This is a genomic window from Methylobacterium sp. J-078 (assembly GCF_022829285.1).
GTDB lineage: Bacteria > Pseudomonadota > Alphaproteobacteria > Rhizobiales > Beijerinckiaceae > Methylobacterium.
Map to the genome: position 1 here is coordinate 16,726 of NZ_JAKSYI010000048.1, position 20,515 is coordinate 37,240.

Annotated in this window: 22 protein-coding genes and 1 pseudogene; 14 read left to right on the plus strand and 9 right to left on the minus strand. The window is 71.3% G+C overall.

All coding sequences use genetic code 11. The annotated features are described in order from the left end of the window. Positions 1-73: 73 nt before the first annotated feature. The gene (locus MKK58_RS04715) at positions 74-730 is read left to right on the plus strand and encodes an alpha/beta hydrolase (protein WP_056186925.1); all 657 of its coding nucleotides are present in this window, start codon (positions 74-76) and stop codon (positions 728-730) included. A 133-nt stretch (positions 731-863) separates the two neighbouring features. On the opposite strand, the gene MKK58_RS04720 is transcribed toward MKK58_RS04715, so the two are convergent. The 5 genes and pseudogenes from MKK58_RS04720 to MKK58_RS04735 all read right to left on the minus strand — a co-directional run bounded on the left by MKK58_RS04720 (position 864) and on the right by MKK58_RS04735 (position 6,252). Continuing rightward, complete coding sequence (locus MKK58_RS04720) at positions 864-1,142, minus strand: virulence factor (RefSeq protein ID WP_243911007.1); 279 nt, start codon at positions 1,140-1,142, stop codon at positions 864-866. Beyond that, positions 1,142-1,354, minus strand: a complete 213-nt coding sequence (locus MKK58_RS04725; RefSeq protein ID WP_243911008.1) for a DUF5397 family protein — start codon at positions 1,352-1,354, stop codon at positions 1,142-1,144. Before MKK58_RS04725 ends, MKK58_RS04720 begins: the two co-directional genes overlap by 1 nt. A gap of 60 nt (positions 1,355-1,414) precedes the next feature. Next, positions 1,415-3,637, minus strand: coding sequence for a Pls/PosA family non-ribosomal peptide synthetase (locus MKK58_RS27100; protein ID WP_409565188.1), 2,223 nt, complete (start codon positions 3,635-3,637; stop codon positions 1,415-1,417). After that, positions 3,635-5,593 (minus strand): annotated as a pseudogene (locus tag MKK58_RS27105) (non-ribosomal peptide synthetase); the annotation flags it as partial. The gene MKK58_RS27100 and the pseudogene MKK58_RS27105, both read right to left, overlap by 3 nt. A 53-nt stretch (positions 5,594-5,646) precedes the next feature. Then, positions 5,647-6,252, minus strand: a complete 606-nt coding sequence (locus tag MKK58_RS04735; RefSeq protein WP_409565185.1) for a histidine phosphatase family protein — start codon at positions 6,250-6,252, stop codon at positions 5,647-5,649. A gap of 112 nt (positions 6,253-6,364) precedes the next feature. Between MKK58_RS04735 and MKK58_RS04740 the strand changes: the two genes are divergently transcribed. Beyond that, positions 6,365-7,402: a polyphosphate kinase 2 family protein gene (locus MKK58_RS04740; protein ID WP_243911010.1), complete on the plus strand. Its 1,038-nt coding sequence runs from the start codon at positions 6,365-6,367 to the stop codon at positions 7,400-7,402. Between the two features lie 63 nt (positions 7,403-7,465). Beyond that, a complete protein-coding gene (locus MKK58_RS04745) occupies positions 7,466-8,602 on the plus strand; it encodes an AAA family ATPase (RefSeq protein ID WP_243911011.1) in 1,137 nt (378 codons plus the stop codon). Positions 8,603-8,622: 20 nt separating this feature from the next. Here the strand turns inward: MKK58_RS04745 and fabI are convergent, their stop codons facing one another. From fabI to MKK58_RS04760, 3 genes are all read right to left on the minus strand, one after another. Next, positions 8,623-9,465 (minus strand): enoyl-ACP reductase FabI, encoded by an 843-nt coding sequence (gene fabI, locus MKK58_RS04750; RefSeq protein ID WP_243911012.1) that lies wholly within the window; start codon positions 9,463-9,465, stop codon positions 8,623-8,625. A gap of 155 nt (positions 9,466-9,620) precedes the next feature. After that, entirely contained in the window at positions 9,621-10,553 is a 933-nt protein-coding gene (locus MKK58_RS04755; protein ID WP_243911013.1) for a DnaJ C-terminal domain-containing protein, read from the minus strand. A 185-nt stretch (positions 10,554-10,738) separates the two neighbouring features. Further along, on the minus strand, positions 10,739-11,293 hold the full coding sequence (locus MKK58_RS04760) for an RT0821/Lpp0805 family surface protein (RefSeq protein ID WP_243911014.1): 555 nt from the start codon (positions 11,291-11,293) through the stop codon (positions 10,739-10,741). 91 nt (positions 11,294-11,384) lie between these two features. Here MKK58_RS04760 and pdxH point away from each other — a divergent pair, with 91 nt between their 5' ends. The 6 genes from pdxH to MKK58_RS04790 all read left to right on the plus strand — a co-directional run bounded on the left by pdxH (position 11,385) and on the right by MKK58_RS04790 (position 15,614). Beyond that, entirely contained in the window at positions 11,385-12,047 is a 663-nt protein-coding gene (gene pdxH, locus MKK58_RS04765) for a pyridoxamine 5'-phosphate oxidase (RefSeq protein ID WP_279578226.1), read from the plus strand. Between the two features lie 169 nt (positions 12,048-12,216). Further along, positions 12,217-12,939 (plus strand): SDR family NAD(P)-dependent oxidoreductase, encoded by a 723-nt coding sequence (locus MKK58_RS04770; RefSeq protein ID WP_243911025.1) that lies wholly within the window; start codon positions 12,217-12,219, stop codon positions 12,937-12,939. After that, positions 12,932-14,146, plus strand: coding sequence for a hypothetical protein (locus MKK58_RS04775; RefSeq protein ID WP_243911015.1), 1,215 nt, complete (start codon positions 12,932-12,934; stop codon positions 14,144-14,146). Before MKK58_RS04770 ends, MKK58_RS04775 begins: the two co-directional genes overlap by 8 nt. Continuing rightward, the gene (locus MKK58_RS04780; protein WP_409565186.1) at positions 14,143-14,649 is read left to right on the plus strand and encodes an NUDIX hydrolase; all 507 of its coding nucleotides are present in this window, start codon (positions 14,143-14,145) and stop codon (positions 14,647-14,649) included. Before MKK58_RS04775 ends, MKK58_RS04780 begins: the two co-directional genes overlap by 4 nt. Then, a complete protein-coding gene (locus tag MKK58_RS04785; RefSeq protein ID WP_409565187.1) occupies positions 14,646-15,107 on the plus strand; it encodes a TIGR02301 family protein in 462 nt (153 codons plus the stop codon). Before MKK58_RS04780 ends, MKK58_RS04785 begins: the two co-directional genes overlap by 4 nt. A gap of 252 nt (positions 15,108-15,359) precedes the next feature. Further along, positions 15,360-15,614: a hypothetical protein gene (locus MKK58_RS04790; protein WP_238277854.1), complete on the plus strand. Its 255-nt coding sequence runs from the start codon at positions 15,360-15,362 to the stop codon at positions 15,612-15,614. A gap of 118 nt (positions 15,615-15,732) precedes the next feature. On the opposite strand, the gene MKK58_RS04795 is transcribed toward MKK58_RS04790, so the two are convergent. Further along, on the minus strand, positions 15,733-17,070 hold the full coding sequence (locus tag MKK58_RS04795) for a dihydroorotase (RefSeq protein ID WP_243911016.1): 1,338 nt from the start codon (positions 17,068-17,070) through the stop codon (positions 15,733-15,735). A 116-nt stretch (positions 17,071-17,186) separates the two neighbouring features. Between MKK58_RS04795 and MKK58_RS04800 the strand changes: the two genes are divergently transcribed. The 5 genes from MKK58_RS04800 to MKK58_RS04820 all read left to right on the plus strand — a co-directional run bounded on the left by MKK58_RS04800 (position 17,187) and on the right by MKK58_RS04820 (position 20,304). Further along, the gene (locus MKK58_RS04800; protein WP_243911017.1) at positions 17,187-18,038 is read left to right on the plus strand and encodes a YgfZ/GcvT domain-containing protein; all 852 of its coding nucleotides are present in this window, start codon (positions 17,187-17,189) and stop codon (positions 18,036-18,038) included. Between the two features lie 38 nt (positions 18,039-18,076). Further along, positions 18,077-18,697, plus strand: coding sequence for a DNA-3-methyladenine glycosylase I (locus tag MKK58_RS04805; protein ID WP_243911018.1), 621 nt, complete (start codon positions 18,077-18,079; stop codon positions 18,695-18,697). Further along, a complete protein-coding gene (locus tag MKK58_RS04810) occupies positions 18,694-19,296 on the plus strand; it encodes an HD family hydrolase (RefSeq protein WP_243911019.1) in 603 nt (200 codons plus the stop codon). The genes MKK58_RS04805 and MKK58_RS04810 overlap by 4 nt, the downstream gene beginning before the upstream one ends. Then, positions 19,296-19,829, plus strand: a complete 534-nt coding sequence (locus MKK58_RS04815; protein ID WP_243911020.1) for a tyrosine phosphatase family protein — start codon at positions 19,296-19,298, stop codon at positions 19,827-19,829. The genes MKK58_RS04810 and MKK58_RS04815 overlap by 1 nt, the downstream gene beginning before the upstream one ends. 181 nt (positions 19,830-20,010) lie before the next feature. Further along, complete coding sequence (locus tag MKK58_RS04820) at positions 20,011-20,304, plus strand: exodeoxyribonuclease VII small subunit (RefSeq protein ID WP_243911021.1); 294 nt, start codon at positions 20,011-20,013, stop codon at positions 20,302-20,304. Positions 20,305-20,515 lie beyond the last annotated feature (211 nt).

Here is a 20,515-nt window from a genome sequence, read left to right on the forward strand (position 1 = left end):
CGCGCCTCATCCACGACGCGGCGATCCACCGCGACGGGTCCCGGCGGTCCCGCCGCCCAGGAGTTTAGGTTTCATGCCCGAAGTCATCTTCACCGGTCCGGCCGGCCGTCTCGAGGGGCGCTATCAGGCCCCCAAGAAGAAGGGCGCACCGATCGCGATCGTGCTGCATCCGCACCCCCAGTTCGGGGGCACGATGAACAATCAGATCGTGTACAATCTCTTCTACACCTTCGCCAATCGCGGCTTCGCGGCCCTGCGCTTCAATTTCCGCGGTGTCGGCCGCAGCCAGGGCGCCTTCGACCACGGCACCGGCGAACTCTCCGACGCGGCCTCCGCCCTCGACTGGGTGCAGTCGGTGAACCCCGAGGCCCGCGCCTGCTGGATCGCCGGCGTCTCGTTCGGCTCGTGGATCGGCATGCAGCTCTTGATGCGCCGCCCCGAGATCGAGGGCTTCATCTCGATCGCCGCCATGGCCAACCGCTACGACTTCACCTTCCTGGCACCCTGCCCCTCCTCCGGCCTGTTCGTGCACGGCTCCGAGGACCGGGTGGCGCCGGCCCGCGAGGTCATGCCGGTGATCGAGAAGGTGAAGACCCAGAAGGGCGTCATCATCGAGCATCAGATGGTGGAGGGCGCCAACCACTTCTTCGACGGCAAGGTCGACGAACTCACCCAGACCGTCGACACCTACCTCGACAAGCGCCTCGGCCCGAAGCCCGAGGCGGCGTGAGCCCCTGCCCCTCGCGCGAAGCGTGAGACGATGCCGGCGGAGTCCTTTCGCTTCGCCGGTCCTTTCCTGGGCCGTTGCCACGCGCGAGCGGCTGGCGCTGACCGGTATCAGGCTCGCGGGACGCCGGGCGGGCCTACGCCTTGATGAAGGCGGTGAAATCCGACCATTGCTCCACGCGAAATGCCCGGAGATCGCGGACCGAGCGCGAGAACCACGTGAGCTGCTTCAGAGCCGTGATGGCGGAGAACAGCTTCGCCAAGTCCTCGTCCTTGCTGGTGTACAGGCTTCCCTGCACCCAGTCGAAGCAGCGTCGCGAGAGCGTCGTGCGGATATCGCTGTAGGCTTGCGAAACGCCCTTGGGGTGGTGGGCTTGCGCCTCCGCGACCACGAGATCGAACGCGATCGCGAACATCAGTGCTCTCGGGGATCGTCCAGGATGTCGGCGAGTCGGTAATCGACTTCCTCGCGGGTTTCCAGCACGCGGATGCGCATCATCCAATCGCCATCCGGACGTGCGTCACCCACGCTGACGATCTCGTAAACGGGACCGACCTGTCCGAAGCGGCGCCAGGTGCCGACCAGGCCCTGGACGTTCGGAAATGAGGCGGGCGCCAGATCGTTCATCCCGGTATCCTACAGCGATTCCCGCACCCGCCTAGCGGAGAACGAAGGCGATTCTCGTCCTCACGCCTTGGCGTGCACCACCGGCACCGCCGGCGCGCCCTCCCACTCCGAATGGGACGGGATCGACTCGCCCTTCATCACGATGGTGAGGGGGCGCAGGCGGGCGTAGTCGCCGACCCTCGTGTCGTACAGCACCGTCGAGAAGGCACCGACCGAGACGCCCGTTCCGACCTCGACGCGGCCGACCTTCATGATGCGGTCCTCGTAGAGATGCGTCTGCAGGGCGGAGGTGCGGTTGATGGTGGCGTAGTCGCCGATGGTGACGCAGTCGAACTCGGTGATGTCGGTGGTGAGCATGCACACGCCCTGGCCGACCTTCACGCCGAGGAGCCGCAGCATCCAGGGCAGGAAGGGGGTGCCGACGAGGTGCTCCAGCAGCACCTTGCCGGCCAGCCCCCAGTAGAGCACCGCAACGGCCTCCGTGCGCATGGCCCACCACGACCACATCGGCTGCATGCCGGGCTTGTAGACGCCCATCAGCAGCCATTTGACGGCGATGACCGTAAAGGACTGGATGAAGGCGATGGCGACGGAGACGGCGACGAAGCTGACTGCGAGGCCGGTCCAATCCCGGGCCAGGATCGCCGGGTAGAAGTAGAAATCGATCGCCGAGATCGCCAGCGTGATGAACAGCATCGGCGAGAACGACGTCGAGAACGCCTCGAAGATGCCGCGCCGGAGCTTGGGGCCGATGCCGGGCTCGTAGGTCTGGGCGTTCGAGCCGAGATCGACTTTTTGCCGGGACGGGAGCTTGATCGGCGGCGATCCGAACCAGGTGTCGCCCGGATTCATCAGGTCGTTGGCCGGCGGCTTCGACTTGATGCCGATGAGCACGTCTTCCGGGATCACGGCGCCGGGCGGGACCACGGCGTCGTTGCCCACGAAGACGCGCGGGCCGGTATGGACCTCGTGCATCGTCATCCAGCCGCGCCGGATCTCCTCCTCGCCGAACACCACCTCGTCGGCGATGAAGTTGCGCGCGCCGATATCGGCCAGGTCGTAGCGCCCGGCGAGGTTGGTGGAGATCTCGGCCCCCTGCCCCATCCGGGCGCCCATCAGGCGGTACCAGGCCCGCATGTAGACGGTGGCGAACAGGGAGGAGAGGGTCTCCAGAGTCACCTCGGCGGCGAGCGCCACCGCCCATTTGCGCAGGTAGAAGCCGCTGTAGATCGAGTGGGTGCCCGAGGAGACGCGGGGCAGCACCAGCCAGCGGATGCCCGCGATCAGCAGCACCGTGCCCGCCGTCATCAGCATGGCGGTGGGCCAGGTCAGCAGCGGCAGGTACCAGTGGTAGTCGATGTCGGTGATGTCGCCGAGGGAATCGCTGAGCTGGTCGAAGATGTAGAAGGCCGGGAAGATCGGCAGCAGGCCGATGGCGGGGATCGCCGCCAGCAGGAAGGTGTAGAGTGCCGCGAAGGCGAGGCGCCGCCGGGGCGAGGCGGTGGCGGGTTCGGGCAGCGAATCCGGATCGGCCTCTCCGACCTTGCGGCCGGGCGAGCCGTCCCAGATCTCGGCGGCGTTCACCCGCGTGCCGGTCGGGATGGTGGTGAGGTCGCCGATCTCGGCGTGGTCGCCGATGACCGTGTCGGGGCCGATGACGCAGGAGGCGCCGATGGCCACATCGGCGCCGATGCGGACGCGGCCGATGATCAGCGTGTCGCCCACCACCTCGGCGTTGGCGATGACGAGGCGCCCCCCGAGCGAGGCGCCGGGGCCCACGCTGATCAGGTCCGGCGCGCCGATCTCGGCATCCGAGATCAGCGCGTCCTTGCCGATGTCGGCGCCGAGCAGCCGCAGGTAGAACACGATGGCCGGCGAGCCCTGGAGCCACTTGATGTGGACCAGGGGCGTCAGGCGCTGCGCCAGCCACCAGCGGTAGTAGTACACCCCCCAGAGCGGGTAGCGCCCGGGCTTCGTGCGCCCCAGGATCAGCCACTTGGCCGCCACCGCCACCGAGGCCGTGACGGCGTTGATGCCGATATAGACGAGGAGCAGCACGGCGAGTTCGCCGAAGAAACCGAGCCCGCCGCCGGTGAGCAGCAGGTAGGTCACGAAGATGCCCAGCCATTGCGAGGTGGCGAGGGCGATGACGAAGGGCAGGGCCGCGGCCTGGGCAAGGCCGCAGAGGAAGCGCCGCTTCAGGGAAGGCGCCGGGAAGCTGAGGTCACGAATCGCCGTCTCGGTGCCGGCCCCGCCCGTGCGGGTGATGAGCGTGTCGGCCATGGCCCGCAGGGTGCGCTGGCCGTAGACGTCCTGTAGGGTGATGGCGGCCAGCGCCGGCATCTCGCGCACGGCCCCGACGAAGCGGGCGGCCAGCAGCGAGTGGCCCCCAAGATCGGCGAAGAAGTCCCCCTCGAGCGGAATCGCCTGATTGCCGAAGACGCGGTTGGCGGCCGCCAGCAGCGCGGCCTCGGTCTCGTTGCGGGGCGGCTCCTGCTCGCCGGAGGTGTCCGCCACCGTGAGCGTGGCGATGCGCAGAGCCTTGCGGTCGACCTTGCCGGAGGTCAGGCGCGGCAGCACCTCGACCGTCTCGAAATGCCCCGGCACCATGTAGGGCGGCATCTGTTCGGCCAGCGTGTGCCGCAGGGCGGCCTTGTCGATCTCGGTGCCGCGCTCGGGGACGAGGAAGGCGACGAGGCGGTCGACCCCGTCGTCCTGGCGCAGCACCACGGCCGCCTGGTTGATCCCCGGCAGCACCTGGATGCGCGACTCGATCTCGCCGAGCTCCACCCGGAAGCCGCGGATCTTGACTTGGTCGTCGATGCGGCCGTGGAACAGGATGTTGCCGGCGGCATCCAGCGAGACCGCGTCGCCCGAGCGGTACAGGACCGGGTCGGTCCCGTCCGAGGCGTAGGGGTTGGCGATGAATTTCTCGGCCGTCAGTTCGGGGCGCTTGAGATAGCCCTTGGCGACGCCCGGACCGCCGATGAGGAGTTCGCCCTGTTGCCCCGGCTCCAGGAGTTCCAGGCTCTCGCCCGCGACATACACGGAATAATTCGGGATCGGGCCGCCGATGGTGACGGACACGCCCGGCCGCATCTCGGCGGCGGTGGCCACCACCGTGGCCTCGGTCGGCCCGTAGGTGTTGAAGAGTTGTCGCGAAGCCGTCGCCCAGCGGGCGACCAGCGGCTCGGGCAGGGCCTCGCCGCCGAGCAGCACGAGGCGCACGCTGGGCAGGTCCCGCGAGATCATCGCCAGCAGGGTCGGCACCGTGTCGAGGACGGTGACGCCGGCGCGCGCGATGATGTCCGGCAGGCTCTCGACGTCGCCCATCATGGCCGGGGAGGCTACGAACAGCGTCGCGCCCACGAGGTAGGGCACCCAGATCTCCTCCATCGAGAGATCGAAGGCGACGGAGGCGCCCTGGAAGACCACGTCGTCGGGCCGCATGCCGTAGAGGGCGTTCCCCGAGCGCAGGAAGTGACAGATGTTGGCGTGGCTGATGACGATGCCCTTAGGCACGCCGGTCGAGCCCGAGGTGTAGATGAGATAGGCCGGGTGCTCCGGCGTCAGACCCGCCGCGCGCAGGTCGGGGAGCGCGGCCTCCGTCGGCGTCGCGGCGGCGAGCCCGGCCACCGTCAGGCTCGGGGTGCCGGCGGGTGCCTGCGGCGCCAGGGCGGGCGAGACGAGGAGCGCCTTGGCGTTCGCGTCGTCCAGGCAGACCGCGACGCGGTCGGCCGGGGCCTCGGCGTCGAAGGGCAGCCAGCCCGCGCCCGACAGGGCGATGCCGATCTGGGCGATCAGCAGGTCCGGCCCCCGCGCCATCCAGAGGCCGACCACGTCGCCGGGGCCGATGCCGCGATGACCGAGCCCGCGCGCGATCGCGTTCGCTTGCGCCTCGACCTCCGCGTAGGTGAAGGCCGGATGGGTGCCGTCGGGGCCGGTCCGGGCGCCGTCGACGAGGGCCGGGTGGTCGCCCCGCGCCCGGGCCGTCTCGCGAAAGATCTCGCTCAGGGTCTCGTCGCGGATGAGGTCGGGGCGGGCCTCGCCGCGCAGGGTCGCCCGCGCCCCGGATGCCGCGTCCGGCAGACCCTCACCCCGAGGCCCGCGCGTCTCCGCCCCGGGCCGGGTCGTCTCGGCGAGACTGCTCATCCACTGCTCCGCTTCCGGCGCCCGATGGATCGGGAGCCGTCCTTTTGGCCGGGTAGGCGCCCGGATCGCGCCGAAATCACGGCGCATCTAGCACGTTTGGGCGGCAGGCTTGAACCGGCGTTGAATGCCGGGCGACCGGATCAGGCCCAGCGCCATCCGGCCCGGTCGGAGACGAGGATGCTGCCCTGACGGATGCCGATGCGGGGGGCGTCGCGCAGGCCGAGATGGCCGCGGATCACCAGGATCGCCCGGGCGACGCCACCATGGGCGACGATCACGGTGGGCCGCGTCAGCGCGGCGATTGCCGGTTCCACCCGCTCCACCAGCATGGCGTAGCTCTCCCCCGTCCCGCCGGGCGGGCGGTAGCCCCAGCGGTCGCGGTCGCGGGCCAGGGCACCTGCGGGGTCCCAGCGCCGGATCTCGGCCCAGGTGGAGCCCTCCCAGGCGCCGAAGCTGATCTCCTTGAAGCGCGGATCGAGGCGGTAATCCGCGGGGTCGAGGTCCAGGGCCGCGCGCAGGGTCTCCATCGTGCGCCGGGTCCGGATCAGCGGGCTGGCGGCGAAATCCAGGCCGGCGAAATCCGCGCCGGACAGGCCGGTGACCCGCGCGAGGCGCCCGGCGACGGCCTCGGCCTGGCGCAGGCCCTCGGCGTTCAGGTCGATGTCCCGCTGCCCCTGGAGCCGCCCCTCGGCGTTCCAGTCGGTCTGGCCATGGCGGACGAGGTAGATCGGGTTCACGGGCCTCACGCCCGCCGCTCGCCGGAACGGCCGGGCCGGGCTATCGTTCTCGCACACACGTCCTGACCCTGCATCTCGGCGGCCGCCTCAGTCCGCCCCCCACCGAGAGCCAAGTCTCATCATGTCGAAGCATCACGGCAAGCATCACCGGGGCCAGACCCCCGGGGAAACCGGGGCTTTTGCGTCGCAACGTGACGTTTCGCACCGCAAGGACGCCGCGCACGAAAAGGCGGAGAAGAAGGGCAAGGCGCGCCGGGCCGGGCACCGTCCGCCCTCCTCCGCCCACTGGGCCCGCGAGGCGGAGAGCCGGGCGGGCGCGGCCCACGAGACCATCGATCCCCGCCTCGCGCCCGCAGCTCCCGGCATCGTCACCGTGCGGCCCGGAACCCGCTGCGACCTCGGGCTGATCGATGCGGATGCCGATGGCGGCCTCGACAAGGACGCGGCCAAGGCGGCGCTGGTTGCCGAGCGCGCCCGCATCGCCGCCCTGCAGGAGCGCCTCTACGCCGAGCACGCGCGCAGCCTGCTCGTCGTGTTCCAGGCCATCGATACGGGGGGCAAGGACGGCACCATCCGGGCGGTGTTCGAGGGCGTGAATCCGCAGGGCTGCCGGGTGTGGTCGTTCAAGGTGCCGAGCGCGGAGGAGAGCGACCATGATTTCCTGTGGCGCTACCACGCGAAAGCGCCCGCGCGCGGCATGATCAACGTGTTCAACCGCAGCCATTACGAGGACGTCCTCGTGGTGCGGGTGAAGGACCTCGTGCCCGAGCCGGTCTGGCGCGCCCGCTACGGCCAGATCAACGACTTCGAGCGCATGCTCGCCGCCTCCGGCACCACCGTGCTGAAGTTCTTCCTGCACATCTCCAAGGACGAGCAGCGGGAGCGCCTGGAGGCGCGGATCGCGAACCCGGACAAGCACTGGAAGTTCGATCCGGCCGACCTCGTGGAGCGCCGCTCCTGGGACGCCTATCAGGCGGCCTTCGCCGACGCGCTCAGCGAATGCTCGACGCCGCAGGCACCCTGGCACGTGGTGCCGGCCAACCGGAAATGGTACCGCAACCTGCTCATCGCCCGCACCATCGCCGACACCCTGGAGGCGATGGATCCGCGCTTTCCGGAAGCCAAGGCGGACATCGCGGGGCTGACCGTTCCGGATTGACCGGCGCCCGGATGCAATCGATCGTTGCTTTCCGAGGCTTCGGCGGTCGATGGGAGCGCGCGCATGCTGGCCGTCCGTGACGTCGCCGTGTCGGGCTACCGATCGCTGCACGCGATCCGCTTCCCCGTGGGCGCCCTCTCGGTCTTCATCGGCGCCAACGGCGTCGGCAAGACCAACCTCTACCGGGCGTTGGAATGCCTGCAATCGGCCGCCACCGGCGTCCTGATCCGGAATCTCGTGGCCGAGGGCGGCATGGAATCCGTGAGCTGGGCCGGCGTGCGCAAGATCCACGAGTCGGCCCGGATCCGCTGGAGCGTCGAACTCGCCGACGACGTCACCGGCCTGGCCTACGACTATGCCGTCGAGGTCGGCTGCAAGCCGCCCAAGGCCGCGGCCGGCTTTCCCCTGGAGCCCGAGTTCAAGACCGAGCGGCTTCGTCTGATCTCGGCCCGGCGACCGGCCACCCTGCTCCATCGCGACGGACCGGGCGGCTTCCTGCGCGACGGGGAGGGGCGCAAGCGCAGTCTCGGGGACGATCTGCTGTCGTCGGAGACGGTGCTCGGCACCATCCAGGATGGCGGTGCCTATCCGGAGCTGCACCAGGTCCGCAGCGCCCTGACGGCCTGGCGCTTCCACCACGATTTCCGCACCGACGCTGCCTCGGCGCTGCGTCGCCCCTGCCTTGCGGTGACGACCCCGACCCTGTCGTCGGACGGCTCGGACCTCGCCGCCGTGTTCGCGACCCTCGCGCATATCCGCCAGGACACCGTCGACCTCGCGGCGGCCGTGGACGACGCGTTCCCCGGCGCTCGCCTCGACCTTCCGGTGCCAGGGCGCCAGGCGCGGTTCGGGATGGTGTTTCCCGACTACCCGAAGCGGGTCTTCGAGGCGGCCGAACTCTCCGACGGGACGCTGCGGTTCCTGGCCCTGGCCGGCGCCCTGCTCGCTTATCGGCTGCCGCCCTTCATCGCCCTCAACGAGCCCGAGACCAGCCTGCATCCGGACCTGCTGGACCCCCTCGCCCGCCTGATCGTGAAGGCCTCCGAACGCACGCAGGTCTGGCTGGTGACCCATTCCGAGCGGCTGGCCGACGCCATCCTGGCTCAGGGCGGGGTGCGCCCCCACCGGGTCGTCAAGCGCGAGGGCGCGACCTGGATCGACGGCCTGAAGCTGTTCGGCGCCTTCGCCGAGGACGATTGAAGGCGCAAGGCCGGACGGCGTCAGTCCTTGTCGAGGCTGAGGTCCGGGGCTTCCGGGTTCTTCATGCCGACGACGTGGTAGCCGGCATCCACGTGCAGGATCTCGCCGGTCATGCCCTTGCTCATGTCCGAGACGAGGTAGGTGGCGGTCTCGCCGACCTCGTCGATGGTCACGGTGCGCCGCAGGGGAGCGTTGTACTCGTTCCACTTGAGGATATAGCGGAAATCGCCGATGCCGGAGGCGGCCAGCGTCTTGATCGGGCCGGCCGAGATCGCGTTGACGCGGATCTTCGAGGGGCCGAGATCCGCGGCGAGGTAGCGCACGGAGGCCTCGAGCGCGGCCTTGGCGACGCCCATGACGTTGTAGTGCGGCATCCACTTCTCGGCGCCGTAATAGGTCAGCGTCAGGAGCGAGCCGCCGTTCGGCATCAGCTTCTCGGCCCGCTGGGCCACCGCCGTGAACGAGTAGCAGGAGATGAGGAGCGACTTCGTGAAGTTCGCTTCCGAGGTCTCCACGTAGCGGCCGGTCAGCTCGTCCTTGTCCGAGAAGGCGATGCAGTGCACGACGAAGTCGATGCCCTCGGGGAACACTTGCGCCGCGGCGGCGAAGACCGCGTCGATGGAGGCCGGGTCGGTGACGTCGCAATGCCCGACCACGTGGGCGTCGAGTTCCCGCGCCAGGGGCTCGACCCGCTTCTTCAGGGCGTCGCCCTGGTAGGTGAAGGCGAGTTTGGCGCCGTGGGCGGCCGCGCTCTTGGCGATGCCCCAGGCGATCGAGCGGTTGTTGGCGACACCGAGCACCAGGCCGCGCTTGCCGGCCAGCAGGCCGCCGACGTGATCGTGAACCGGGTGCGTGTCCGCCATGTGTCACCTGAGCGAGAGCCGTGGCGCGGGAGCGCCCGCCCGTCGTGGGACGGGCGGGCGCTCCCGCGCCGGGCATCCTTAGCGGAGGCGCGCCGGGGACGGAAGTGCGGGATCTTTCGCAATCTCCGCCCTGTCACGACCGATGCATGCGCCTCTCAGCCCGCCTTGGCCGCGCGCCGCGCCTTGGCGAACTCGGTCAGGGCCGGGTCCTCGGTCGCCGGGAGCGTCACCGCGGTGGTGGCGAAGAGGTCGCCCCGCGTCCCGTCCTTCTTCGGCAGGCCCTTGCCTTTGAGCCGGAAGGTGCGCCCCGACCCGGTCATGGCCGGGATCTTCATCTCCACGGCGCCCGTCAGGGTCGGCACCCGGATCGGTCCGCCGAGGATCGCATCCTCCAGGGGCACCTCCACGGAGGCGCGCAGGTCCGCCCCGTCCACGGTGAAGCGGGAATGGGGCAGGATGCGGATGGTGAGCAGGGCGTCGCCCGGCGTGCCGCGCGGGCCGGCGGACTGGCCGAGCCCCCGCAGGCGGATGGTCTGACCGTCGACCACGCCCTTGGGCACCACCACGTCCACGTCGCGCCCGCCCGGGAGCGACAGGCGCAGCTTCTCCTCGGCGCCCACCTGTTCCAGGGTCACGCTGAGCTCGGCCGCCACGTCCTCGCCTTTCTGGGGGCCGCGCTGCGCGCCGGGGCCGGCCCCGGCCGCCCGGAACGCGTCGCCGAACAGGTGCGAGAAGATGTCCTCGCCGATGCCGCCGCCACCGCTGGGGCCGCCGCGTCCGCGCGCCGCGCTCTCGAAATCGAAGCCGCCGCCACCGCCCCGGCCGCCGCCGAACCCGCCGAAGCCCTCGAAGCCGGTGGCGCGCGGCTTGCCGTCAGCGTCGATCTCGCCGCGGTCGAACTGCGCGCGCTTGCCCGCGTCGCCCAGGATCTCGTACGCGCTGTTGGCCTCCGCGAAGCGGTCCTTGGCCTTGGCGTCGTCCTGGTTGCGATCGGGGTGGTAGGCCTTGGCGAGCTTGCGGTAGGCCTTCTTGATGTCGGCCTCGGAGGCGCCCTTGGAGACACCCAGCACGTCGTAGGGATTTCGCATCGGTCTTCAGGATTCTCGGTGCCGCCTGGAGCCGGGCGCCTGCCCGACTCCTTCGGATGAATCTGTCATGTGGACGGCCTGTTGCTTCTCTGCAACGGTCTCGCGCGAGAATTCGCTGCGATTGGCACGCCGTCAACGGGCAGACCCGAACTGTGATCCTAAAAAAATCGTGTCGGCGATTATGGTCAGGCGGAGGATTTCGCGGCCCGGATGCGCGTCAGGCCCCACTCGCCGCCGGACGGCTTGCAGCCGGTGCCGCGCACGAAGCGGCTGCCCGCCGGCGAGATCACGGAGGCCAGGAAATCGCGGCAGACGAGGTCGTTCGCGACGTAAGGCAGGCCGGTCGGGTTCACCGAGCCCCGCAGAGTCGTCTCCGGGTTGTCCCACTTCACCGGGCGTCCGTTGCCCTGCGGGTCGAGGGCGACGGCGAGGGCCGCGCTGGCGCGCCGCCAGTCCTCCGCCCCGAGGTCCGGGCCGAAGCCCAGGGGCTTGCGGTCGATGCTGCCGGTGGTGGCCGGGTCCTCGGCCGGCCCGGCCTTCACGAGGGCGGCCTTGGCCGTCTCGGCGCCAGCCGCCGCGGTGTCCTCGCCCTGGAAGGTGATGATGGGCAGGCCGCATCCGCCGAGGCCGAGCAGGAGGGCGGCACCGAGGGCGCGCGCGCTCCGGCGCGGCCCGGCGGCGGGATGAGTCCGGAGGCCGTTGCCCCCGATGGTCTGGGCTTTACACTCGCGCCGACGCATTACACCTGATCTCGAACGACGTATTGGGCCGAATAACGCTCGTGTCCCACGTCGGTGCCCCCCGACCCGGATCTCACCAGAGGAATACGCCTTGGAACGGTTAAGGATCGATGATCCCGCCTCCCCCGCCGAGGCCACCGGCCCCGGCGGCGACTTCACCCGCGCGGCCGATCCGTGGGCCCTGTTCGCCGCCTGGATGGCCGAGGCCGAGGCCACAGAACCCAACGATCCCAACGCCATGGCCCTGGCCACGGCGGGGGCGGACGGCCTGCCCGACGTGCGCGTCGTCCTGCTGAAGGGCGTCGATGCGCGCGGTTTCGTGTTCTACACCAACACCGAATCGGCCAAGGGCGACGAGCTGCGCGAGAACCCGCAGGCCGCCCTGGTCCTGCACTGGAAGAGCCTGCGGCGGCAGGTCCGCGCGCGCGGACCCGTGAGCCCCGTCACGCGGGAGGAGGCGGACGCCTACTTCGAGAGCCGCGCCCGCAACAGCCGCATCGGCGCCCATGCCAGCCGCCAGTCCCGCCCCCTGGCGGACCGGGCGATCCTGGAGCGCGCGGTGGCGGAGGTCGCCGACCGTTACGGCGAGGGGCCGGTGCCGCGCCCGGAGAACTGGACCGGGTTCCGCATCGCGCCGGTCTCGATCGAGTTCTGGCAGGACGGCCCCTTCCGCCTGCACGACCGGGTCCGCTTCACCCGGGACGGCGGATCGTCCGATGGGGGCGCCTGGCGCGGCGCGCGCCTCTATCCCTGAGACCGGCCGGCTCCTTGCTGCGTCGCGGGAGGACCCTGGATTTTAGGGCCCGCGCCGCTTAGACCTTGGCGTGGCGTGGGGGTGTCTTCGGCACGGTGGTCACGTGTGCCGGGCGCTCCCCGATCCTGAAGGAACGGTCTTGGCCTCATCCAACGAACGCCGCCGCGTCATGCTGCTGACGGGCGCCAGCCGTGGCATCGGCCACGCCACCGTCAAACGGTTCTCGGCGGCCGGATGGCGGGTCATCACCTGCTCGCGCCATCCCTTCCCCGAGAACTGCCCCTGGGAGATGGGACCGGAGGATCACCTCCAGGTCGATCTCGCCGATCCGGCCGATACCGTGCGGGGCATCGAGGAGGTGGCCGGGCGCCTCGCCGCCGAGGGCGGACTCCTGCACGCGCTCGTCAACAATGCGGGCATCTCGCCCAAAGGGCCTCAGGGCGAGCGCCTCGGCGCCATCGCCACCGAGTTCAGCGACTGGCAGCGGGTGTTCCAGGTCAACCTGTTCGCCCCCCTCCTCCTGGCGCGCGGCCTCTGCGAGGAACTCACCCGCGCCAAGGGCTCCATCGTCAACGTCACCTCGATCGCGGGCTCCCGCGTCCATCCCTTCGCGGGTGCGGCCTACGGCACCTCGAAGGCGGCGCTCGCCGGCCTGACCCGCGAGATGGCGAGCGATTTCGGCCCCCTCGGCGTGCGCGTCAACGCGATCTCGCCCGGCGAGATCGACACCGCGATCCTGTCGCCGGGCACCGACAAGATCGTGGCCGGCATCCCGCAGCGCCGCCTCGGCACGCCCGACGAGGTCGCCAAGGCGATCTACTTCCTGTGCACCGAGGCCTCGTCCTACGTGAACGGCGCCGAGCTGCACATCAACGGCGGCCAGCATGTCTGAACGGCCGGCGCGTTTCGCGCCGCGTGCCGTGTTCCCGAACCGCGCGGCTTTGCGCGGGGCAGCCTTGACGCTCGCGGTCCTGAGCCTGGCGCTTCCGGCCCGCGCGGAACCGACGGTGACGATCCTCGACCTGCCCTTCCGGGCCCGGTCGCTGCGCGGCTCCGGCAGCGAAGTCGCGGTCGCGGTGGCGACCTCCGGGCTCCTGCCCCTGGCCCGGCCGCGCGGGGCCAACCCGGCGCAGGGCGAGGACGACGCGCCGATCGTGGTGGTCTGGGGCGACGGCGGCGGCGCGGCCCTCAGCCTCGTCGACGGGCAGGTGGCGACCACGCTCCTGGGCGCGGAGGCGGTGGAGGGTCTGGCGGCGGCCGAGACGCCCCGCGGCGCCCTGCCCGGCTCCCGCCGGGCGGTGTCCGGCCCCTTGAGCGTGCACCTCGCCGGTCCGGTCCCCGCCCTCGCGGGCGGCCCCGAGCAGGTCGCCAGCCTCGTCGTGCGCGAGCGCCAGCCCGTGGCCATGGGAGGCGACCCGAAGCCGGTTCCGGTCGTGACCACCACGCTCCCGGCCGCGCCCGATACCGCCTTTGCCCTGCGCCGGCCCCGCATCGCCCGGTTCGCGGGCAAGCCCGTCATCGTCGCGGTCACGGTCGCGCCCGACGGCGGCAGCGCGCTCGCCCTGTTCGGCCGGTCCGAAGCGGGCGCGGACGCCAAGCCCGAAGCCGCCAAGCCTGAAGCGGGCAACCCCGCGGCATCTTGGGTACGCCTGGCGCGGGGGCCGACCCAGCCCACCGCCCCCGGCGGCCAGCCCCTGAAGCCGGCGGCCATCGCGGATTTCGCCGGATCGGGCCAGCCGCAGATCGCCGCCGTGGCGGCGCCCGAGGCCGCCGGCCTGCTCCAGCTCTGGACCCTGGAGGCCGGCTCCCTGCGCCTTGCCCACGAGGCGCCGGGCTACACCAACGTCTCCCCCGGCGAGGGCGAGGCGGACCTCTCAACCCTAGTCGAGCCCGCCGGGCCGGGCGCACCCGAGCTCGCCCTGCCGGTCTCCGACCGGAGCGCCCTGGCGATCCTGTCCCTGAAGGACGGTATCCGCGAACGCGTGCGGGCGCCCCTGCCGGGGCTGGCGGCCTTCGGCCTCGCCGGGCTCGGGCGGGGCAGCGCCGCCCGTCTCTTCGTGGGCTTGGCCGACGGCCGCATCGCCGTGGTGACGCCGTGACGGGAAGCGATCCGACAGGGACTGGTCCGAGCCCGACCGATCCGGACGACGCGCAGGCGCGGCTCTTTCCGACGCGCCCCTTCGTGGGCACCTCCATCGCGGTCCTGCGCGGCGACCGCGTCCTCCTGGCCGCCCGGGCCAACGAGCCAATGCGCGGGGTCTGGACCCTGCCCGGCGGCCTCGTCGAGGCGGGCGAGCCCCTGGCCGAGGCGGCCCTGCGCGAGCTGCAGGAGGAGGTCGGCCTCTCGGCCGAGGTGGTGGGCGTGCTGAGCCCCACCGAGATCATCCTGCGCGACGCGGGCGGCCGCGTGCGCCACCATTACGTCGTTCATCCCCACGCCGCCCTCTGGAACGGGGGCGAGCCGGTGGCCGGGCCGGAAGCCCTCAGTGTCCGCTGGGCGACGCTGGCGGAACTCGAGACCCTGGCGACGACGCCGGGCCTCGCCGGCACCGTCCGGGAGGCCTTCGCCCGCGTCACCCTGCGCCCGGAGCCGCTTGCGTGAGGCGTGTTCGAGTCCTGCCGTCGATCCTCCTCGGCGGCCTCGCCGTGCTGGTGGCCCTGCCCGGCCCCGGCCTCGCCCAGCAGGCGCGGGGCAGTGCCGCCCGCCCCGCCGCGAAGCCTGCCGAGAAGGAGCCGCCCCCGCCCGCCGAGCCGCCGCCCGCACCCTACGACCGCGACCTGATGCGGCTCTCCGAAATCATCGGATCGCTGGCCTTCCTGCGCGAACTCTGCGCCACCCCGGACGCCGCCGAGTGGCCGGCCCGGATGAAGGCCCTGATGGAAGCGGAGGGCGTGACCCCGAACCGGCGCGACCGCCTCGCCGGGGCCTACAACCGCGGCTATCGCGGGTACAGCCTGACCTACCGGGTCTGCACCCCCGCCGCGACGGAGGCCGCGAGCCGCTTCGTGACCGAGGGGGAACGCCTCTCGCACGCACTGGCGAGCCGCTTCGGCGGTTGATCGTTCGCCCGCCGTGGGGGGCGCCGGTTCGCCCTGCGGGCCGCTCCGAATCCGCGTGGGATGACCGCGAATGGACCGTGATCGGGGCCCCTTGATGCAACCGGGACACAGTTCCGGGGGATGACCGCGAAACGCAGAATTTGAGCACCGGCGTTAACCGCTTCGCAATTCCTGGCTTTGCGAACCCGCCGCCGCGTCCTATCCTCATCGCACTGGCCGGTTGTTTCGCCGGCGCAAACGATGATGTGGCCCATGCACATGGATACGGTCTCCGCGCCCTTCGAGGCGGATCTCGACGACAAGCGGGCCGCGCTCGGCTACGTCTCGGAGGCCTTTGCCGAAGGCTGTCTCGACGGTCTCGACGGCGACTGCATGGCCCAGGCCGCCCTGTTCGCGGCCTTCCAGGAACTCGTGATGACCTACGGCGAGGAGGCGACCGCCCGCTACGCGGAAGGGTTTCCGGACCGGATCCGCGGCGGCGCCTTCACCACGAGCCCGCAGCATTAAGGTTACACGTTCCCTAGCGGGAAATGCTGGTCCCCTGTCGGGGATCGGCACGCGGGCAGGCCTTCGGGCCTGCCTTTTTTGTTGGGCGCGTCCCCTGTTCGCGGACGTGCCGTCGCCCTCAGGCGCGTGGCAGCGCTTCCTCGAACACCACCGCCTCGCCACGCGACGGTGCGGCGAGCGCTCCCTCCCACATCACGCTGTGGCCGCGCACCAGGGTGCCCACGGGCCAGCCCGTCACGGTGACGCCATCATAGGGCGTCCAGCCGCATTTCGAGGCGATCCAGTCGTTGCGGATGGTCTCCCGGCGCTTGAGGTCCACCAAAGTCACGTCGGCGTCGTAGCCGACCGCGAGGCGCCCTTTCCGGGCGATCCCGAACAGACGCTTGGGGCCGGCGCTGGTGAGGTCGACGAAGCGCGCCAGGGAGAGCCGGCCGGCGGCGACGTGGTCGAGCATGATCGGCACCAGGGTCTGAACGCCGGTCATGCCGGAGGGTGACTCCGGGTAGGGCTTGGCCTTTTCCTCCAGCAGGTGCGGGGCGTGGTCGGAGCCGAGCACGTCGACGACGCCCTGGGAGAGCCCATGCCAGATGCCGTCGCGGTGGTAGGTCCCGCGCACCGGCGGGTTCATCTGCACCAGGGTGCCGAGGCGGGCATAGGCCTCGTCGCCGTCGAGGGTGAGGTGGTGTGGCGTGGCCTCGCAGGTCGCGACGTCCTTGGCTTGCGCCAGATACGCCATCTCCTCCTTCGTAGAGATGTGCAGGATGTGGATGCGCGCCCCCGTGGCCCGGGCGATGCGCACGAGGCGCTGCGTCGCCTTGAGCGCGGCTTCGGGCGAGCGCCAGACCGGGTGCGAGGACGGATCGCCCGGCACCCGCAGATCCTTCTGCGCCCGCAGCATCGGCTCGTCCTCGGCGTGGAAGGCGGCGCGCCGGCGGGTCCGCTTCAGGATTTCGGTGACGCCGGCATCGTCCTCAACCAGCAGCGAGCCCGTGGAGGAGCCGACGAACACCTTGATGCCGGCCGCGCCCGGCAGGCGCTCGAGCTCGGGCACGAAATGCGCGTTCTCGTGGGTGCCGCCGACCCAGAACGCGAAGTCGCAATGCATCCGGTGATGGGCGCGAGAAACCTTGTCGGCGAGCGCCTCGGCGCTGGTGGTGAGCGGGTTGGTGTTCGGCATCTCGAACACCGTGGTGACGCCGCCCATGACGGCCGCGCGCGAGCCCGATTCGAGGTCTTCCTTGTGATCGAGCCCCGGCTCGCGGAAATGCACCTGGCTGTCGATCACGCCGGGCAGCAGGTGCAGGCCGGTGCAGTCGCGCCGCTCGGCGGCCGCGGCCGCCGCGAAGTCGCCGATCGCCGCGATGCGCCCGGCGCGGATGCCGAGATCGGCGCGATGCGCGCCGTCCTGGTTCACCACGGTGCCGCCGCTGAGGAGGAGGTCGAAGGGCTGGTCCATTCCGGATCTCCTCGGGCGGGCCGCGCGTGCGGCGCGCATTGAGACGGGGTCGCGGGCGACTTATGTCAGCCCCGGACGGCGCGCAATGCCGCCGCCACTTGTCTATAGGAGTCGCCATGCCGATCGCCCTGCTGCCGGACCGCGCCGTCGTCACCGTCTCGGGCGAGGATGCGACGAGCTTCCTGCAGGGCGTGGTGACCTGCAACGTCGAGACCCTGGAGCCCGGCGAGGCCCGCCTCGGCGCCCTGCTCACGCCCCAGGGCAAGATCTTGTTCGATTTCCTCGTCGCCCGCGCGGCCGACGGCTTCCAACTCGATGCCGCCGCCGATCAGGCGCCCGGCCTCGCCAAGCGCCTCGGGCTCTACCGCCTGCGCGCCAAGGTGACGATCACCCTCGACCCGACGCTGGGTGTCGCCGCCGCCTGGGACGGCGCCGAGACCGCCGCCACGGTGACGCGCCTGCGCGACGGCCGTCTCGGGGGCTTGGGCGAGCGCCTGATCTTCCCGCTCGGCGCCTTCTCGGCGGATGCCACCGAGGCCGATTACCACGCCCACCGCATCGCCCACGGCATCCCCGAGGGCGGGCGCGACTTCCCCTGGTCCGACGCCTTCCCGCACGAGGCGCTGATGGACCAGCTCGGCGGCGTCGACTTCCGCAAGGGCTGCTATGTCGGCCAGGAGGTGGTCTCGCGCATGCAGCATCGCGGAACCGCCCGCACCCGGATGGTGCCCCTCGTGGCGGTGGGCGGCGAAGCCCTGGAATCCGGCGCCGAGATCACGTCCGGGGCGCGCGGGCTCGGCACCGTGGGTAGCGTCGCGGGTCGGCGCGGTCTCGGCACCCTGCGCCTCGATCGCCTCGCCGACGCGCTGGCCGCCGGCGAGACCCTGCGCGCCGGCCACACCCTGATCGGCGTCGAGAAGCCGGCCTTCGCGACCTTCGCGTTTCCGGAGGTGGCGCCGGCCGGCTGAGATCGACGCGCGGGCCGCACCCGGCTAAACCCTCGCCGATGCTCAGCGACACCTCCGGCCTGATCGAACACCCCGACGGCTGCGCCCGCTGCTGGTGGGCCGGGACCGACCCGACCTATGTCGCCTACCACGACACGGAGTGGGGTGTTCCGGAATGGGATGGCCGCGCCTTGTACGAAAAACTGATCCTCGACGGGTTCCAGGCCGGCCTGTCCTGGATCACCATCCTGCGCCGCCGCGAGGGATTCCGGCGCGCTTTCGCGGGCTTCGACCCGGAGGCCATCGCGCGCTTCACGGATGCGGATGTCGCGCGCCTGATGCAGGATACCGGCATCATCCGGAACCGGGCCAAGATCGTCGGTACGATCGCGGGCGCGCGGGCCTACCTCGCCATCGAGGCGCGCGGGCCGGGGTTTTCGGCTTTCCTCTGGGACTTCGTCGATGGCGTGCCGATCCAGGGGCGGGCACGGGACCGAACGAGCATCGCCACCGAGACCGAGGTCTCCCGGAAACTGTCGAAGGCCCTGAAGGCGGAGGGGTTCGCGTTCTGCGGGCCCACCATCGTCCACGCCTTCATGCAGGCGGTCGGCCTCGTCAACGATCACCTCATAGGCTGCCACCGGCACGCCCCCTGCGCCGTCCTCGGGGAAGCGCCATGAGCGGGCCGCGCGGGCGCGCCTGGCAGCGCATGCTGTCGGGCCGGCGCCTCGACCTCCTCGATCCGTCCCCCCGGGACGTGGAGATCGCCGACATCGCCCACGGTCTGGCCCGCGTCGCCCGCTGGAACGGGCAGACGGCGGGGCCGCACGTCTTCTCGGTGGCCCAGCACGCCCTGCTGGTGGAAGCGATCGGCGGCGCCTTGACGAGCGGGCCCGCGCCGGCCCTGCGCGTGGAACTCCTGCTGCACGACGCGCCCGAATACGTCATCGGCGACATCATCTCGCCCCTCAAGGCGGCCATCGGCGATTCCTACAAGGACGTGGAGCGCCGCCTCCTCACGGCGATCCGAGCGCGCTTCGCGCTGCCCGAGCCCGGCCCGGCGCAGATCGCCCTGGTGAAGCGCGCCGACGGCATCGCCGCCTATCACGAGGCGATCCGGCTCGCGGGTTTCGCGCGGGACGAGGCGGACGCGGTCTTCGGACCTTGCGACGCCCTCGCACCCGAGGCCGAGGCCCTGCTGGCACCCTGGCCGACCGATGTGGCACAGAGCCGGTTCCTCGCCCGCTTCCACGCCCTGACCGGCCCGGAACCCGCCTGATGCCCCATCTCCAGGTCTGCCCGCTGTCGCGCCTGCCCGAGACCCTCGCGGCGTCCGGCGCGCGCCATCTCATGACGCTGATGAAGGTCGGCACCGCGATTCCCCGGCCCGAGACGATCGCGGAGGGGCGCCACTGCGTGGTCGAGGTCAGCGACATCGTGGCGCCGATGGACGGGCACGTGACGCCGGGCGAGGCGCATGTGGGTGCGATCCTCGCCTTCGCGGAGGCCTGGGACCGGCGCGAACCGCTGCTGATCCACTGCTACGCGGGTATCAGCCGCTCCACCGCGGCGGCCTACATCGCCGCCTGCGCCCTGGCGCCCGAGCGCGACGAGGCCGAGGTCGCCCGTGCCCTGCGGGACGCCTCGCCCTCGGCGACCCCGAACGCCCTGTTCGTGGCGATCGCCGACCGGATGCTGGGGCGCGGCGGGCGGATGGTCGCGGCCATCGCGGAGATCGGGCGCGGTGCAGAGGCCTTCGAGGGCGAGCCGTTCCGGCTGGCGTTGACACCCGACCTTCGAGGCGGCGCATAACACATTGGTGAACCTTGCCGATCCGGCACCGGACCCACGGCGCCGCGCCGGGCGGAACGCTCCCGAAACAGGTGTGGCGCAAAGGCCGCCCCGGGTCACGAAACGCCCGCTCGGCCACCGGATCGGGTTGCCGGCTTCGCGGCGACGGGCTTAGACCGTCAGAATCAAGGGGTAGTTTAGAATGAGTGTCACGCGACCCGCCGTTGCTTCGACGGGCGGTGCCGGTGAGACGGCACTCGACCTGCCGTTCGAGAAGGCCCTGGAGCAGCTCGAGGATATCGTGCGCCGCCTGGAGAAGGGCGACGTGCCCCTCGACGAATCGGTGGCGATCTACGAGCGCGGCGAGGCGCTGAAGCGCCACTGCGAGGGGCTTCTGCAGAAGGCCGAGGCCCGCATCCAGAAGATCACCCTCGGGGCCGACGGCACGGCCGCCGGCGTGGCGCCCCTCGATGTCGACGCGGGTGTCCGCGGATGACCGCGGTTCGAATTTGTCATTGGCCGCAAGCGATTGCGCGCATGTCTTCCCTCCGGGCGTGAGGTCGATTGGTGTCACGGCAAGAAACCACGCAAGCGAGCCCGGCCTCTTCGGAGGCGACGGCGATCCTGGACGGGCTGGCGGAGCCCGCCTCCCTGCGGCTGTTGCCGGAGAGCGCGCTGCAGGCGGTGGCCGACGCGGTGCGCACGGA